Here is a 14,072-nt window from a genome sequence, read left to right as displayed (position 1 = left end):
TCGGGCCCGAAGGGGTTGTCGCGAGGATGAAGATGACCGACCAGCAGCGCACCGCCGGCCCGACGGCCGGCCGCACCGGGCGGCGGGTGCGTCCGGCGGCGGGAGCCGCCCTGCTCGCCGTCGTCCTGGCCGGGGCGGCCGTCCTGGCCGGCTGCTCGCCGGACGGTGTGGGCGGCGCGGACGCCGCGGACGCCGCCCCGGCCGACCAGCGGGCGAGCGGCGCCCCCGACCAGCTCGCGACCGACCCGCTGGGCGCGGTCCGCGGCGCCGCCGACATCACCGGCCGGGCGGGCTCCGCGCACGCCGTCACCGAGCTGGTGACCGAGTCCGCGGAGAAGAAGGCCGTCTTCACCGGCAGCGGCGGCTACGACTACGTGAAGCGGATCGGCCGGCTGGAGGTGCAGGTCCCGCCGGGCGCCGCGACCACCGGCAAGATCGTCGAAGTGCTCCTGCCCGGCACGGTCTACCTGCAGAACAGCGGGGCCAAGGTGCCGGAGGGCAAGTGGGTCAAGCTGGACGTCCGCCAGCTGCCGGACGGCAACCTGGTCAGCGGCGGGGCCACCGACCCGGCGGCCGCCGCCGGCGCGCTGCGCGGGGCCCAGAAGGCCGAGCTGATCGGCACCGAGCCGGTCGACGGGGTGCCCCTGAAGCACTACCGCGGCACCCTGGACCTCGCCAAGGCGGCCGACGCCACCGGCGGCCGGGCCGGGGACGGCCTGCGGATGGGGGCGCAGACCTTCACCGTCAAGGAGGTCCCCTACGACGCCTGGCTGGACGACGAGGGGCGGCTGCACAAGGTGGTCGAGGTCTTCACCTTCGCCGGGGTGGCCGGTTCCAAGGAGGCGAAGGACCAGGTCAAGGTGGTCTCGACCACCACGCTGAGCGAGTTCGGCGCACCGGTGGAGGCGGCCGAGCCGCCGGCCGCGGACATCTTCGCGATGAAGCCCACCGAGAGCCCGAAGTAGCGCGTTCCGGGAGCGCGGGCGCGGGGGCCGCCGGTCCGGGTGGGCCCGGAACCCCCCGGGCCCACCCGTTTCGGCGGCGCCGAGATGGCCCGTCCGTGCCATGTGGACGGGCTCCGAAGTGCCTAGGCTGGACGCCGGGTGGCTGCCGCCCGGGCTGGCGAGGCGCTGAAGGGGTGGTGCAGGTGATGTCGTCCACGGGCGGCCGCAGCGGCGGCCACGACGACGCGGCCCTCGACGAGATCGAGCTGGCCGGTGAGCTGATGATCGCCGCCACGGCCAGCAGCGGTGACCGGCTGCCGACCGAGCGGATCGACGAGGTGCTGCTCGACCGGCCCGACGGCGGTCCGGCCGCCGGCCCGACAGCCGGACCGGCGCGGGATCCGCGGGGCGACTAGGGCCGGCCGACGCGCCCGACGGCCGGGGTCAGCTGCGCAGCAGCCGGCCGATCGCCGCGGTGGCCTCGGCGACCTTGGCGTCCAGCTCGGTGCCGCCCTCCTCGGCGGCGGCCGCGACGCAGTGCCGCAGGTGCTCCTCCAGCAGCGAGAGCGCGAAGGACTGCAGGGCCTTGGTGCTGGCCGAGACCTGGGTGAGCACGTCGATGCAGTAGACGTCCTCGTCGACCATCCGCTGCAGGCCGCGGATCTGGCCCTCGATCCGGCGCAGCCGCTTGAGGTGCGCGTCCTTCTGCCCGCTGTACCCGTGCGGACCGTGGGCGGTGTGGGCGTCCGGCGTCTTCTGGGGAGCAGCGTGCTCGCCGTGCGGTTCCGCCCCGGGCGCCTGCTCCGGCTCGGTGCGCGCTTGCGTGGTGGTCATCGGCCCGCCTTCGTCTGAGTGCCTGGTGGCTGCGTCGGCCTCCAGTGTCCAACACCCGGGCCCGTCGTGGTGTTCCTCCGGCACGGGCGACCGTCCGCGGGTGCCTGCGGCGGGGTTCCCCCGTCCGGGGAACACCCCGCTGTTCCCGCCGCACGACAGGGGCGATCCGGGCGAGGTTCCGTCAGACTGGGGGCTCATGCCCGCACCTGTGGTGCGGATCGGGTCCACTGCCGCGGCAGCCGAACGGAAGGGGAGGTTCCGGCTCCGCTTCGAGCACCCCGTTTGTGCCGTGGTGCTCGGTTGCACCTAGCATCGTTCAGTCCCCTACCCCGCACATCGGAGATTTCCGTGCGTTTTAGCCTGACCCCGAAGGAGACGAGTTTCTACGACATGTTCGCCGCCGCCGCGGAGAACCTGGTCGTCGGCTCGAAGCTCCTGCTGGAACTGCTGGGATCAGACGTGTCGGCCCGCGCGGAGATCGTCGAGCGCATGCGCGCCGCCGAGCACGCCGGAGACGACACCACCCATGCGATCTTCCACCAGCTGAACTCGTCCTTCATCACGCCCTTCGACCGCGAGGACATCTACAACCTCGCCTCGTCGCTGGACGACATCATGGACTTCATGGAGGAGGCCGTCGACCTGGTCGTCCTCTACGACATCCAGACCCTGCCGAAGGGGATCGAGCAGCAGATCGAGGTCCTGGCCCGCGCCGCCGAGCTGACCGCCGAGGCGATGCCCAACCTGCGGAGCATGTCCAACCTGACCGAGTACTGGATCGAGGTCAACCGGCTGGAGAACCAGGCCGACCAGATCCACCGCAAGCTGCTCGCCCACCTCTTCTCCGGCCAGTACGAGGCCATCGAGGTGCTCAAGCTGAAGCAGGTCGTGGACGTCCTCGAACAGGCCGCGGACGCCTTCGAGCACGTCGCCAACACGGTGGAGACCATCGCGGTCAAGGAGTCCTGACCCCCGTGGACATGGCAGCACTCATCGCCGTCGTCGGCGTTGCCTTCTTCTTCACCTACACCAACGGCTTCCACGACTCGGCCAACGCGATCGCCACCTCGGTCTCCACCCGGGCGCTGACGCCCCGGGCGGCACTGGCGATGGCCGCGGTGATGAACCTGGCGGGCGCCTTCCTGGGCAGCGGGGTGGCGCACACCGTCTCGCAGGGCATCATCGAGACCCCGACCGGCGACCAGGGCATGGTGATCCTGTTCGCCGCGCTGGTCGGCGCCATCGCCTGGAACCTGGTGACCTGGTACTTCGGTCTCCCGTCCTCCTCCTCGCACGCGCTGTTCGGCGGCATGGTGGGCGCGGCGCTGGCCGGCGGCACCGAGGTGATCTGGAGCGGCGTCATCGACAAGATCATCATTCCGATGATCGTCTCGCCCGTGGTCGGCCTGGTCGGCGGCTTCCTGGTGATGCTGGCGATCCTCTGGCTCTTCCGGCGGGCCAACCCGCACCGGGCCAAGCGCAACTTCCGGGTCGCCCAGACGGCCTCGGCCGCCGCGATGGCGCTCGCGCACGGTCTGCAGGACGCGCAGAAGACCATGGGCATCGTGGTGCTGGCCCTGGTGATCTCGGGCCACCAGAGCGCGGGGGACCCGATCCCGGTCTGGGTGAAGATCTCCTGCGCCACCATGCTCTCGCTGGGCACCTACGCCGGCGGCTGGCGGATCATGCGGACCCTGGGCCGGAAGATCATCGAGCTGGACCCGCCGCAGGGCTTCGCCGCCGAGGCCACCGCCTCGGCCGTCATGTACATCACCTCGTTCGTCTTCAAGGCGCCGATCTCCACCACCCATGTGATCACCTCGGCGATCATGGGTGCCGGAGCCACCAAGCGGATCCGCGCGGTGCGCTGGGGCGTCGCCAAGAACATCGTGCTCGGCTGGTTCATCACGATGCCGGCGGCCGCCATCGTCGCAGCGCTGGTGTACTGGTTCGCCCACCTGTTCTGGGGATGACCCGGCGGACCGGACCGGACGCCACCGGACGCCACCGGACCGCAAACGACAGGGCCCGCCCCCCACATCTCGGGGGGCGGGCCCTTTCATGCTCCGCGGCGGCACCGCCATGCAGCACCACGAAGCAGCCTGTGAAGCGCCGCTGGGGCGCCGCCCGCACATCGGCGGGCGGGCCGATCAGCCGAAGCGGCCGGAGATGTAGTCCTCGGTCGCCTGCACCGACGGGTTGGAGAAGATCCGCTGGGTGTCGTCGAGCTCGATCAGCTTGCCCGGCTGGCCGACGCCGGCCAGGTTGAAGAAGGCGGTGCGGTCGCTGACGCGGGCCGCCTGCTGCATGTTGTGCGTCACGATGACGATGGTGAACTCGGACTTCAGCTCACCGATCAGGTCCTCGATGGCGAGGGTGGAGATCGGGTCGAGGGCGGAGCAGGGCTCGTCCATCAGCAGGACCTCCGGCTCGACCGCGATGGCGCGGGCGATGCACAGACGCTGCTGCTGACCGCCGGAGAGGCCGGCGCCCGGCTTGTTCAGGCGGTCCTTGACCTCGTTCCAGAGGTTGGCGCCCTTGAGCGACTTCTCCACCACGCCGTCCAGCACGGACTTCTTGCGCACACCCGCGAGCTTCAGCCCGGCGACCACGTTGTCGTAGATCGACATGGTCGGGAACGGGTTCGGGCGCTGGAAGACCATGCCGACCGAGCGGCGGACGGCGACCGGGTCGACGCTGGCGCCGTACAGGTTCTCGTCGTCCAGGAGCACCTTGCCCTCGACGCGGGCGTTGGGGATCACCTCGTGCATCCGGTTGAGGGTCCGCAGGAAGGTGGACTTGCCGCAGCCGGAGGGGCCGATGAAGGCCGTCACCGAGCGGGGTTCGACGGACATCGAGATGTCCTCGATGGCCTTGGTGGAGCCGTAGTAGGCGGACAGTCCGCTGACGTCGATGCGCTTGGCCATGATCGTTCGTCTTCTCTCAGTCTTCGTCGTACGTCAGTCGGTCGCTCAGTGTCCGGCCTTGGGCGAGCGCCACCGGGCGATGCCCCGGGCGATGAGGTTGAGCCCCATCACGAAGGCGATCAGCACCAGCGCGGCACCCCAGGCACGGGCGTAGCCGTAGTCGTTGTTCACCACGGCGTACTGCTGCCAGATGTACATCGGCAGCGACTGCTGCGGTCCGTCGAACGGGTTGTTGTTGATGTAGGCGGCACCGAAGACCAGCATCATCACCGGGGCGGTCTCACCCGTGATGCGGGCGACCGCGAGCATCACACCGGTGGTGATGCCGCCGATGGCGGTGGGGAGGACGATCCGCAGGATGGTCTTCCACTTCGGCACGCCGAGCGCGTACGACGCCTCGCGCAGCTCGTTCGGGACGAGCTTGAGCATCTCCTCGGTGGAGCGGACCACGACCGGCATCATCAGGATCGCCAGCGCGAGGCTGCCCGAGAAGCCGGAGTAGTTGAAACCGAGGGCGATGTTCCACAAGGACAGGATGAACAGACCGGCGACGATCGACGGGACACCCGTCATGACGTCGACGAAGAAGGTGACCGCCTTGGCGAGCGTGCCGCGGCCGTACTCGACCAGGTAGACGGCGGTCAGCAGACCGATCGGGGCGGCCATCAGGGTGGCCAGGCCGACCTGCTCCAGGGTGCCGATCAGCGCGTGGTAGATGCCGCCACCGGGGCCCGCTGAACGCACGCCCATCATGGAGTGGGTCAGGAAGTTGCCGTCCACCACACTGGCACCCTGCTGGATGGTGTAGACGGTCAGCGAGAGCAGCGGGACGACCGCCAGGATGAAGGCCACCCAGACCAGCGAGGTGGCGAGGCGGTCCTTGGCCTGGCGCCGGCCCTCGACCTGGGCCGAGAGCACGTAGCTGATGACCACGAAGAGGATCGCGGCGATCAGGCCCCACTGGAGCTTGCTCTTCAGGTCTCCGACCAGGCCGATGCCGCAGCCGAGGACGATCGAGCCGGCGGCGACGGCGCCCGGGGCCCACTTGGGCAGCCGGTTGGCGGTCAGCAGGCGGCTCACCGGACGGGCGTCCGCCGGAACGGAAGTGGTCGCGGCGCTCATGCGGAGTACTCCTTGCGGCGGGCGACGATCAGCCGCGCGGCACCGTTCACCAGCAGGGTGATCACGAACAGGACGAGGCCGGAGGCCATCAGCGCGTCCCGGCCGAAGGGCTGGGCCTCGTTGAACTTCAGCGCGATGTTCTGCGCGAAGGTGCCGCCGCCCGGGTCGAGCAGGTGCAGCGAGAGCACGTTGCTGGAGGAGAGCACGACGGCGACCGCGATGGTCTCGCCGAGCGCGCGGCCGAGGCCGAGCATCGAGGCCGAGATGATCCCGGGGCGGCCGAACGGCAGCACCGCGGTGCGGATCATCTCCCAGCGGGTCGCGCCGAGGGCGAGCGCCGCCTCCTCGTGCATCCGCGGGGCCTGCCGGAAGACCTCACGGCTGACCGCCGTGATGATCGGCAGGATCATGATCGCCAGCAGGATGCCGACGGTGAACAGGTTCCGCGGGGTGGTGCCGGCCCGGGACTGGTCGAAGATGTACGTCCAGCCGAGGTACTGGTCCAGCCAGCTGTTCAGGCCGCCCAGGTGCGGCACCAGGAAGAGCGCGCCCCACAGGCCGTAGATGATGCTGGGCACGGCCGCCAGCAGGTCCACCAGGTAGGCGAACGGCTGGGCGATCCGGCGCGGCGCGTAGTGGGAGATGAACAGGGCGATCCCGATGGCGACCGGGACGGCGATCAGCATCGCGATCAGCGCGCTGACGATGGTGCCGAACGCGAGGACGGCGATGCCGAAGACCGGCGTCGGGGCGTCCGGCGTCCACTCGAAGGTGGTGAGGAAGTTGCCCTCGTTCTTGCTCAGTGCGATGACCGAGCGCCAGGTCAGGAAGCCCGCGATGGCGGCCATGACCACCAGCAGCAGGATGCCCGACCCGCGGGACAGGTTCATGAAGATCTTGTCGCCGACCCGGCTGTCGCGCTGGCGGCGTTCCCTGCCTCGCGGGGCGGCAGGGGTGGATGAAGTCATTGGTCTACTCCGGTCTGGTGGTGCGGCCCCGAGGGGGCGGCACCCTGGCGGCGGTGCCCCGGACGTGTTGCGTTGGTCGGTACTGACCGCGGGGGCGGCCCCGGCCCCCCTCGTTCACGGGGCCGCCCCAGCGGAGGTCCTACTGCGTCAGGCAAGCGAGCCGATGGCCGTGTTGACCTTGTCGGTCAGCGACTTCGGCAGCGGCACGTAGCCGCCGTCGCCGATCGCCTTCTGGCCCGCGTCACTGGCGGAGTACGCCAGGAAGGCCTTCAGGGTGTCGAGGGTGTCGGCCTTGTTGCCCTTGTCGCAGGCGATCTCGTAGGTGACCAGGACCAGCGGGTAGGAGCCCTCGTCCTTGGTCGCGTAGTCGAGGGTCAGCGCCAGGTCGCTGCCGGTGCCGGCGATCTGCGCCTTGGCGAAGGTGTTGGCGGCGTTGGCGGCGGTGGCCTCGACCGGCTTGGAGGCGCCGGTGCTGATCGCGGCGCTCTTCAGGTTGTTGGTCTGCGCGTAGGAGAGCTCGGCGTAGCTGATCGAGTTCTTGACCTGCTTCACCTGGGCCGAGACACCGGCCGAACCGTTGGCACCCTGGCCGTTCTTGCCCGCCCAAGCCTTGCTGGGCGGGTAGGACCAGGCGCCGCCCGAGGTCTTGGCGAGGTACTTGGTCAGGTTCTCGTTGGTGCCCGAGTCGTCGGTGCGGTGGAAGGTCTGGATGTCGGCGTCCGGCAGCTTGGCGCTCGGGTTCAGCGCGACGATCGCCGGGTCGTTCCACTTGGTGATCTGCGAGTCGAAGATCTTCGCAATCGTCGGGCCGTCCAGGACCAGGTTGTCGACGCCGTCCACGTTGTAGACGATCGAGATCAGGCCCGCGACGAGCGGCAGGTTGATGCCCTGGCCACCGGTGCAGACGGCCTTGCTGGCGTCGACCTCGGCCGGCTTCAGCGCCGAGTCCGAACCGGCGAACTGGATCTTGCCCTGGTTGAACTGCTGGATGCCGGCGCCGGAGCCGCCGCCACCGTAGTTGATGGTGGCGCCCTTGCAGGCCGCCTCGAAGTTGTTCTTCAGGATGTCGATCGCGTTGCCCTGGGCGGTGGAACCGGCGGCAACGAGCGCGGTGGGCTTCGAGCCACAGTTGATCGCGGCGGGGGCGGCGGCACCGCTGGAGCCCGACGGGGCGGCGGCGTTGTTGTTGTTATCGTCCGAGCCGCAGGCGGCGAGCGACAGCGAGCTGACGAGCGCCATGGCACCGATCGCGAGGGCCTTGGAGCGGCCGTTCCGCTGGAGCTTCACAGGGTGTCCCTTTCTGTGGCATTGCCCGACGCGCAGGCCCTGCCGAGCAGGGCGAAGCGCGGGTTTTGCTGAGGTCCGGGGCCCGTTCGGCCCGCCGGTGGTACCGAAGTTAGGCCGGGGAGGTGACGCGTCAGCCGGTCGCAAGTGAACGGCGAGTGAACCTCGAACGGATGACAGGAAACTACGTCAGGTAGTAACGGTTGCGTCACGGCAAGAGCGCAGGGAGATCACTTCCACTGTTCCTTCACGTCTCCGGACCGTGCAACCGCACCGGCCTGGCCCCCAGCAGCTCCAGCAGCGCGTCCACCAGCCGCCGGTCCTGCTCCCGGGAGAGCCGCGCCCTCGCCTTCCCGGCCGGCAGCCACTCCAGACGGTCCACTTCCCGGTTCGGCCGGAACTCCCCTTCCGTGGGCACCGCCGCCCAGTACCGGACCTCCTTCGGCCGGCCCTGCGCCAGGTAGTGCTGGGTCGGCAGCTCCGCCCCCAGCACACAGGAGAACCCCGTCTCCTCCCGCACCTCCCGCAGAGCCGCCTCGACCACGCCCTCACCGGGGTGCAGCTTCCCCTTCGGCAGACTCCAGTCGTCGTACTTCGGCCGGTGGATCACCGCGATCCTCGGCCGGCCGAGCCGGCCGCTCTTCTTCGGACGGCCGGGCAGCCAGAGCACCGCCCCCGCCGCCAGCACCACCCGCCCGCCGGACACCGTCCGCTCGGACGACGGCCTCCCGGACGCGGGCCGTCCGGACGACGACGGCCGCCCGCCCACCTCAGGCCGTCCGCGATTCCGCCGCCGACCCCCAGCCCCCGGCCGGCGGCAGCTCCAGCCACGCCTCCGCCCCCGGCGGCAGCTCCGGCCACCGCCGCCCGAAGGCGTACCGGGCCGCCTCCACCTCCAGCCGCTGGTCGGCGTGCACCACGCCCAGCACGTACGCCGTCGCCGGGGTGATCCGCGGCGTGCGCGCCGCCGTCGCCGCCGTGACCGCCGCCTCGGACGCCTCCTGGTGCCGCAGCAGCACCCGGTCCAGCTCGTCCAGCACCGCCGACGGCTGCCCGCACACCTCCAGCGCGTACCGGGCCCGCTTCACCAGCACCCGCGTCCGGTGCCACGGCGCGTCGTCCGCCGCCAGCGCCGCGTCCGCGTCCAGCACGCCCCGCGCGCTCGGCACCGACCCCAGCCGGCGCAGCCCGTCCCCGCCGTACGGCGTCGCCGAGCGCTGCAGCGGCAGCTGCTGGGCGCTCGCCGCCAGTGCCCCGAACGCCGCCGCCGCCTGCGGCACCAGCACCGCGCCCGCCCGGCCCTCCGCCGACGCCGCCAACGGCGCATCCGCCACCAGCAGCGTCATCCGGTCCGCCAGGGCGTGCAGCCGCGCCGAGCGCAGCTCCTGCAGCACCGTGGAGTGCGCCCGGGTACGGGCCAGGGTCAGCTGCCGGTCCAGCAGCGCCCGGGCCTTGGGCGCCCCCGCGTGGCCGGCCAGCATGCCCGGCCCCTCCGCCTCGCTGCCGCTCAGCCCGTCCAGCGCGCCCAGCAGCCGGGCCGACCGCCGTACGTACCCCGGCTCCAGCGCCAGCAGGTTCAGCAGCCAGGCGAGCTCGGTGCGCGACTCCTGTGCCCAGCCCGGATCGAAGGAGACGGCGAAGGTGGTCAGCAGCCCGTTGATCCGCCGCACCGCCCGCAGCAGGTCCGCCGTGCCCTCCGACGGGACGACGGACGCACCCGGTCTCGCACCGACCTCGCCCACCGCCAGCGGCAGAGCGCGCAGGAACGCGCCCGCCAGGGCGGTGAGATGGCTGGAGAGGATGTCCCCGGCGGTCGCGGTGGAGGCCGCCTGGGCCGTCATCGGCGCATCGGTCATGGCTAGGTAGATCCCCGTTCCCCCGGGGCCGTCCCCGGGGCTGGTGGCCGACCGCTCAGCGGGTCCCTACCGCTCAGCGGCTCGCGTCGGTGGGTCACGCGGTCGCGTCGTCGAACCTCGTGCCGTCGTGTCTCGTGCCGTCGTGCCGTCCGATGGAGCGGCCCGCACCGTTCGGTCCGGTGCGGGCCGCTCCGCGCGGCGTCGCGGCCCACGTCGTCACGTCTGCGTCAGCGGGGTCGTGGCGGCGACCTGCGGTCATCGGCCGGTGGCGGCCCGACGACGCTGACGCGAGTCGATGAGCAGGTCCTGGACGTGCCGCAGCGGCTTGCCGTCGGCGTCCTGGGCGTGCCGGGTCCAGGACCCGTCCGCCCCCAGGTGCCAGGACTCCGTCTCGTCCGACATCCCGAGGTCGAGCAACCCGGACAGCTCGGCCCGGTGCGCCGGGTCGGTGATCCGCAGCAGCGCCTCGATCCGGCGGTCCAGGTTGCGGTGCATCATGTCGGCGCTGCCGATCCACACCTCGGGATCGCCGTTGTTGCCGAAGACGAAGACCCGCGAGTGCTCCAGGAAGCGCCCCAGGATGCTGCGCACCCGGACGTTCTCGCTCAGCCCCGGCACACCCGGCCGGATCGCGCAGATGCCGCGCACCCACACGTCCACCGGCACACCGGCCTGCGAGGCCCGGTACAGCGCGTCGATCACGGCCTCGTCGACGATCGAGTTGACCTTGAGCCGCACGTGCGCCGGACGGCCGGCCCGGTGGTTGGCGATCTCGTTGTGGATCCGCGCCACCAGGCCGTCGCGCAGTCCGCGCGGGGCGGTCAGCAGCCGGCGGTACGACTCGCGGCGCGAGTAGCCGGAGAGCCGGTTGAAGAGGTCCGAGAGGTCCGCGCCGACCTGCGGGTCCGAGGTCAGCAGACCGAGGTCCTCGTACAGCCGGGCCGTCTTCGGGTGGTAGTTGCCGGTGCCGACGTGCGAGTACCGGCGCAGGGTGTCGCCCTCCTGCCGGACCACCAGCGACAGCTTGCAGTGCGTCTTCAGCCCGACCAGGCCGTAGACCACGTGGCAGCCGGCCTCCTCCAGCTTGCGGGCCCACTTGATGTTGGCCTGCTCGTCGAAGCGCGCCTTGATCTCGACCAGCACCAGCACCTGCTTGCCGGACTCCGCCGCGTCGATCAGCGCGTCGACGATCGGCGAGTCACCCGAGGTCCGGTACAGCGTCTGCTTGATGGCCAGCACGTCCGGGTCGGCCGCGGCCTGCTCCAGGAAGGCCTGCACCGAGGTGGAGAAGCTGTCGTACGGGTGGTGCAGCAGCACGTCCCGCTCGCGCATCGCGGCGAAGATGTCCGGCTGCGACGCCGACTCGACGTCGGTCAGGCCCCGTGCGGTGCCCGCCACGAACTTCGGGTACTTCAGCTCCGGCCGGTCCAGCCCGGCGATGCCGAACAGCCCGGTCAGGTCCAGCGGGCCGGGCAGCGGGAAGACCTCCGCCTCGGTGATGTTCAGCTCCCGCACCAGCAGGTCCAGGATGTAGGGGTCGATCGACTCCTCGACCTCCAGCCGCACCGGCGGGCCGAAGCGCCGCCGCATCAGCTCCTTCTCCAGGGCCTTGAGGATGTTCTCGGTGTCGTCCTCCTCCACCTCCAGGTCCTCGTTGCGGGTGACCCGGAAGGCGTGGTGGGCAAGCACCTCCATGCCCGGGAAGAGCTCCTCCAGATGCGCCCCCATGACGTCCTCCAGCGGCACGTACCGCTGCGGGGAGGCCTCCAGGAAGCGCGCCAGCGACTGCGGCACCTTCACCCGGGCGAAGTGCTTGTGCCCGGAGACCGGGTTGCGCACGACGACCGCCAGGTTGAGCGAGAGCCCCGATATGTAGGGGAAGGGGTGCGCCGGGTCCACCGCCAGCGGGGTGAGGACCGGGAAGATCTTCTGCCGGAACAGGGTGTGCAGCCGCGCCTGCTCCTTCTCCGCCAGCTCGGACCAGCGGACCACCTCGATCCCCTCGGCGGCGAGGTCGGGCAGCACCTCCTGCTGGAACGCGGCGGCGTGTCGGGCCATCAGCTCGCGCGAGCGGGTCCAGATGAGGTCCAGCACCTCGCGCGGCTGAAGGCCGGAGGCACTGCGCTGGGCGACGCCCGTGGCGATCCGGCGCTTGAGGCCGGCCACCCGGACCATGAAGAACTCGTCGAGGTTGCTCGCGAAGATCGCCAGGAACTTGGTGCGCTCCAGCAGCGGGATCCCCGGATCCTCCGCCAGCTCCAGCACGCGCTCGTTGAACGCGAGCCAGCTGCGCTCGCGGTCCAGGAAGCGGCCCTGCGGCAGTTCCTCCAGGTCCTGCTCGTCGGTGACCGTCAGCTCCGGCGGTATCGCGAGCGCGCTGGAAAGCCGCGCGGGCGGGGACAGCGGGGCAGGGACGGGGCGGGGGATGCTCATTGGCTCCAGCTCCTCCAGCAGGACGGCGTCCGGACACGAAATGCTCTTCGGGCCGTCGCCCTCGCCCGTCACCGACGCCAACCCACCCGGCGCGGTCGTCACAGAACCGGTCGGCGAGTGCCGGCCGATGCTGCACGAGCGAGACACTACGGACTTCATCCTGTGATCTTCGCGGCATTAATTGAATCCACGGTAAACACCGCATGGCCAGGAGGAAAGCTGAGGCGGTCAGGGCTGCGGCGACGAGCGCACGCCCGTTGCCGCAGCCCCGTTGTCTCCGCTAGGCACCGCCGGAAAGCCCTGCTTAATCGGTCACTCTGGGTGACCGGATCGCGGTCACCGGGAATTCGGGTGCGCGACCCCGGCGCGATACATCAGATCGACTTCGTGGACGGTGAATCCGAGCCTTTCGTACACCCGCACCGCCGCCGGATTGTCCGCGTCGACGTACAGCAGGACGGTGTCCAGAGCCCGCTCCCCGGCCTCGGCGTCACTGCCGGTCAGGTGACGAAGACCGGCTGCGGTCAGCGCCCGGCCGAGGCCGCTGCCCTGCTCCGCCGGATCGACACCGACCACGTAGACCTCGCCGAGCGCGGGCTCGGTCGCGGTCGCCGGGTGCACCTTCGTCCAGTGGAAGCCGACCGGCTTGCCGTCCCTGGTGGCGATGAAGAAGCCGGCCGGGTCGAACCACGGCTCGGCGAGCCGATCGGCCAGGTCCCGCTCGGTCCAGGAGCCCTGTTCCGGGTGGTGGGCGAAGGCCAGGGCGTTCAGACGGAGCCACTCGGCGTCGTCCTCGCCGGGCCGGAACGTCCGCAGCCCGATCCCGTCCGGGAGCGGAACGGCCTCGGTCTGCGGCCCGGTGCGGCGCATCTGCCGCAGCTCGCGGACCAGCTCGGCACCGTACCGTCCGGCCAGGTGCCGGGCCGCCGGGTGTCCGCCGTGCACCCAGAAGTCGACGTACCCACGACCCGCCCGCCCCGCTTCCGCGAGCACGGCGTCCACCAGGGGGCGCCCGAAGCCGCAGCCGCGCGCGGCCGGGGCCACGACGAGCTCGGCGGCCGGGTTGGCGGTACCGCTCTCGGGGACCTCCAGCTGGCCGTAGCCGACGAACTCGGCGCCGGCGTCGGTTCCGGCGCCGGCGGTTTCGAGGAAGTGGGTCACTCCGGTCCGCGGCGTCTCCGAGGAGCGCAACCGCAGGCGCCCCTGCTCGGACACGGCCTCCCGGCGGTCCTCGACCTGGGCGTCCGCCAGGACCTTCAGGGCCGCGTCCCGCTGTGCCGGCCGCAGTACGTCGGAGGCGAGGACCGTGGTCGAGTCGCCCGTTGTTGCCGTTCCATCGTCCATGTCCTGACGATACGTCAACGGGAAACGCAAAGAACCCCCGCCGGATAATCGGCGGGGGTTCTTCTCAAAATTTGTTCGGCGGCGTCCTACTCTCCCACAGGGTCCCCCCTGCAGTACCATCGGCGCTGTGAGGCTTAGCTTCCGGGTTCGGAATGTAACCGGGCGTTTCCCTCACGCTATGACCACCGAAACACTATGAAACTGTCACCGCCCACCCGTATCGGCAGGGGTCGTTGTTTCAGAACAACACAGTGGACGCGAGCAACTGAGGACAAGCCCTCGGCCTATTAGTACCGGTCAACTCCACCCCTCACAGGGCTTCCATATCCGGCCTATCAACCCAGTCGTCTACTGGGAGCC

Annotated in this window: 13 protein-coding genes and 2 rRNA genes; 4 read left to right on the top strand and 11 right to left on the bottom strand. The window is 70.8% G+C overall.

The genetic code is table 11. From position 1 onward, the window contains the following. Positions 1-32: 32 nt before the first annotated feature. Both ABZW10_RS00075 and ABZW10_RS00070 read left to right on the top strand, forming a co-directional pair. Complete coding sequence (locus ABZW10_RS00075; protein WP_355357355.1) at positions 33-965, top strand: hypothetical protein; 933 nt, start codon at positions 33-35, stop codon at positions 963-965. 182 nt (positions 966-1,147) lie between these two features. Beyond that, the gene (locus ABZW10_RS00070; RefSeq protein ID WP_355357352.1) at positions 1,148-1,360 is read left to right on the top strand and encodes a hypothetical protein; all 213 of its coding nucleotides are present in this window, start codon (positions 1,148-1,150) and stop codon (positions 1,358-1,360) included. 28 nt (positions 1,361-1,388) lie between these two features. Here ABZW10_RS00070 and ABZW10_RS00065 read toward each other — a convergent pair whose 3' ends face one another. Next, positions 1,389-1,778, bottom strand: a complete 390-nt coding sequence (locus ABZW10_RS00065; protein WP_355357349.1) for a metal-sensitive transcriptional regulator — start codon at positions 1,776-1,778, stop codon at positions 1,389-1,391. Between the two features lie 348 nt (positions 1,779-2,126). On the opposite strand from ABZW10_RS00065, the gene ABZW10_RS00060 reads away from it, so the two are divergent. Both ABZW10_RS00060 and ABZW10_RS00055 read left to right on the top strand, forming a co-directional pair. Next, complete coding sequence (locus ABZW10_RS00060) at positions 2,127-2,747, top strand: DUF47 family protein (protein ID WP_030312623.1); 621 nt, start codon at positions 2,127-2,129, stop codon at positions 2,745-2,747. Positions 2,748-2,752: 5 nt separating this feature from the next. Then, positions 2,753-3,751 carry an inorganic phosphate transporter gene (locus ABZW10_RS00055; protein WP_355357346.1) on the top strand — a complete coding sequence of 333 codons (999 nt, stop codon included), beginning with the start codon at positions 2,753-2,755 and terminating at the stop codon, positions 3,749-3,751. 177 nt (positions 3,752-3,928) lie between these two features. Here ABZW10_RS00055 and pstB read toward each other — a convergent pair whose 3' ends face one another. The 10 genes from pstB to ABZW10_RS00005 all read right to left on the bottom strand — a co-directional run. Beyond that, complete coding sequence (gene pstB, locus ABZW10_RS00050; RefSeq protein WP_355357343.1) at positions 3,929-4,705, bottom strand: phosphate ABC transporter ATP-binding protein PstB; 777 nt, start codon at positions 4,703-4,705, stop codon at positions 3,929-3,931. Positions 4,706-4,750: 45 nt separating this feature from the next. Then, entirely contained in the window at positions 4,751-5,827 is a 1,077-nt protein-coding gene (gene pstA / locus ABZW10_RS00045; RefSeq protein WP_355357341.1) for a phosphate ABC transporter permease PstA, read from the bottom strand. Continuing rightward, entirely contained in the window at positions 5,824-6,795 is a 972-nt protein-coding gene (pstC, locus tag ABZW10_RS00040) for a phosphate ABC transporter permease subunit PstC (protein WP_355357339.1), read from the bottom strand. Before pstC ends, pstA begins: the two co-directional genes overlap by 4 nt. 147 nt (positions 6,796-6,942) lie before the next feature. Continuing rightward, a complete protein-coding gene (gene pstS / locus ABZW10_RS00035; RefSeq protein WP_355357337.1) occupies positions 6,943-8,082 on the bottom strand; it encodes a phosphate ABC transporter substrate-binding protein PstS in 1,140 nt (379 codons plus the stop codon). Between the two features lie 244 nt (positions 8,083-8,326). Next, positions 8,327-8,749: an NUDIX hydrolase gene (locus tag ABZW10_RS00030; protein WP_355358842.1), complete on the bottom strand. Its 423-nt coding sequence runs from the start codon at positions 8,747-8,749 to the stop codon at positions 8,327-8,329. A 100-nt stretch (positions 8,750-8,849) separates the two neighbouring features. Next, positions 8,850-9,935 (bottom strand): CHAD domain-containing protein, encoded by a 1,086-nt coding sequence (locus ABZW10_RS00025; RefSeq protein ID WP_355357334.1) that lies wholly within the window; start codon positions 9,933-9,935, stop codon positions 8,850-8,852. Between the two features lie 255 nt (positions 9,936-10,190). After that, positions 10,191-12,368 (bottom strand): RNA degradosome polyphosphate kinase, encoded by a 2,178-nt coding sequence (locus ABZW10_RS00020; protein WP_355357331.1) that lies wholly within the window; start codon positions 12,366-12,368, stop codon positions 10,191-10,193. A gap of 336 nt (positions 12,369-12,704) precedes the next feature. Then, the gene (mshD, locus tag ABZW10_RS00015; protein WP_355357328.1) at positions 12,705-13,712 is read right to left on the bottom strand and encodes a mycothiol synthase; all 1,008 of its coding nucleotides are present in this window, start codon (positions 13,710-13,712) and stop codon (positions 12,705-12,707) included. A 73-nt stretch (positions 13,713-13,785) separates the two neighbouring features. Next, a 5S ribosomal RNA gene (gene rrf, locus ABZW10_RS00010) occupies positions 13,786-13,902 on the bottom strand. Positions 13,903-13,979: 77 nt separating this feature from the next. Beyond that, positions 13,980-14,072 (bottom strand): 23S ribosomal RNA (locus ABZW10_RS00005); the annotation flags it as partial.

The organism is Kitasatospora sp. NPDC004723, assembly GCF_040609255.1.
In the GTDB taxonomy this organism is placed as follows: Bacteria; Actinomycetota; Actinomycetes; order Streptomycetales; family Streptomycetaceae; genus Kitasatospora.
Note: the sequence above shows the minus strand (reverse complement) of the source record. Positions and strands in the feature narration are given on the sequence as shown.

Bases quoted from the DNA above. Each gene is read 5' to 3' on its own strand.
- ABZW10_RS00025 (WP_355357334.1), bottom strand. From the start codon at position 9,935: ATGACCGATGCGCCGATGACGGCCCAGGCGGCCTCCACCGCGACCGCC.
- pstA (WP_355357341.1), bottom strand. From the start codon at position 5,827: ATGAGCGCCGCGACCACTTCCGTTCCGGCGGACGCCCGTCCGGTGAGC.
- pstC (WP_355357339.1), bottom strand. From the start codon at position 6,795: ATGACTTCATCCACCCCTGCCGCCCCGCGAGGCAGGGAACGCCGCCAG.
- mshD (WP_355357328.1), bottom strand. From the start codon at position 13,712: ATGGACGATGGAACGGCAACAACGGGCGACTCGACCACGGTCCTCGCC.
- pstB (WP_355357343.1), bottom strand. From the start codon at position 4,705: ATGGCCAAGCGCATCGACGTCAGCGGACTGTCCGCCTACTACGGCTCC.
- ABZW10_RS00075 (WP_355357355.1), top strand. From the start codon at position 33: ATGACCGACCAGCAGCGCACCGCCGGCCCGACGGCCGGCCGCACCGGG.
- ABZW10_RS00020 (WP_355357331.1), bottom strand. From the start codon at position 12,368: ATGAGCATCCCCCGCCCCGTCCCTGCCCCGCTGTCCCCGCCCGCGCGG.
- ABZW10_RS00065 (WP_355357349.1), bottom strand. From the start codon at position 1,778: ATGACCACCACGCAAGCGCGCACCGAGCCGGAGCAGGCGCCCGGGGCG.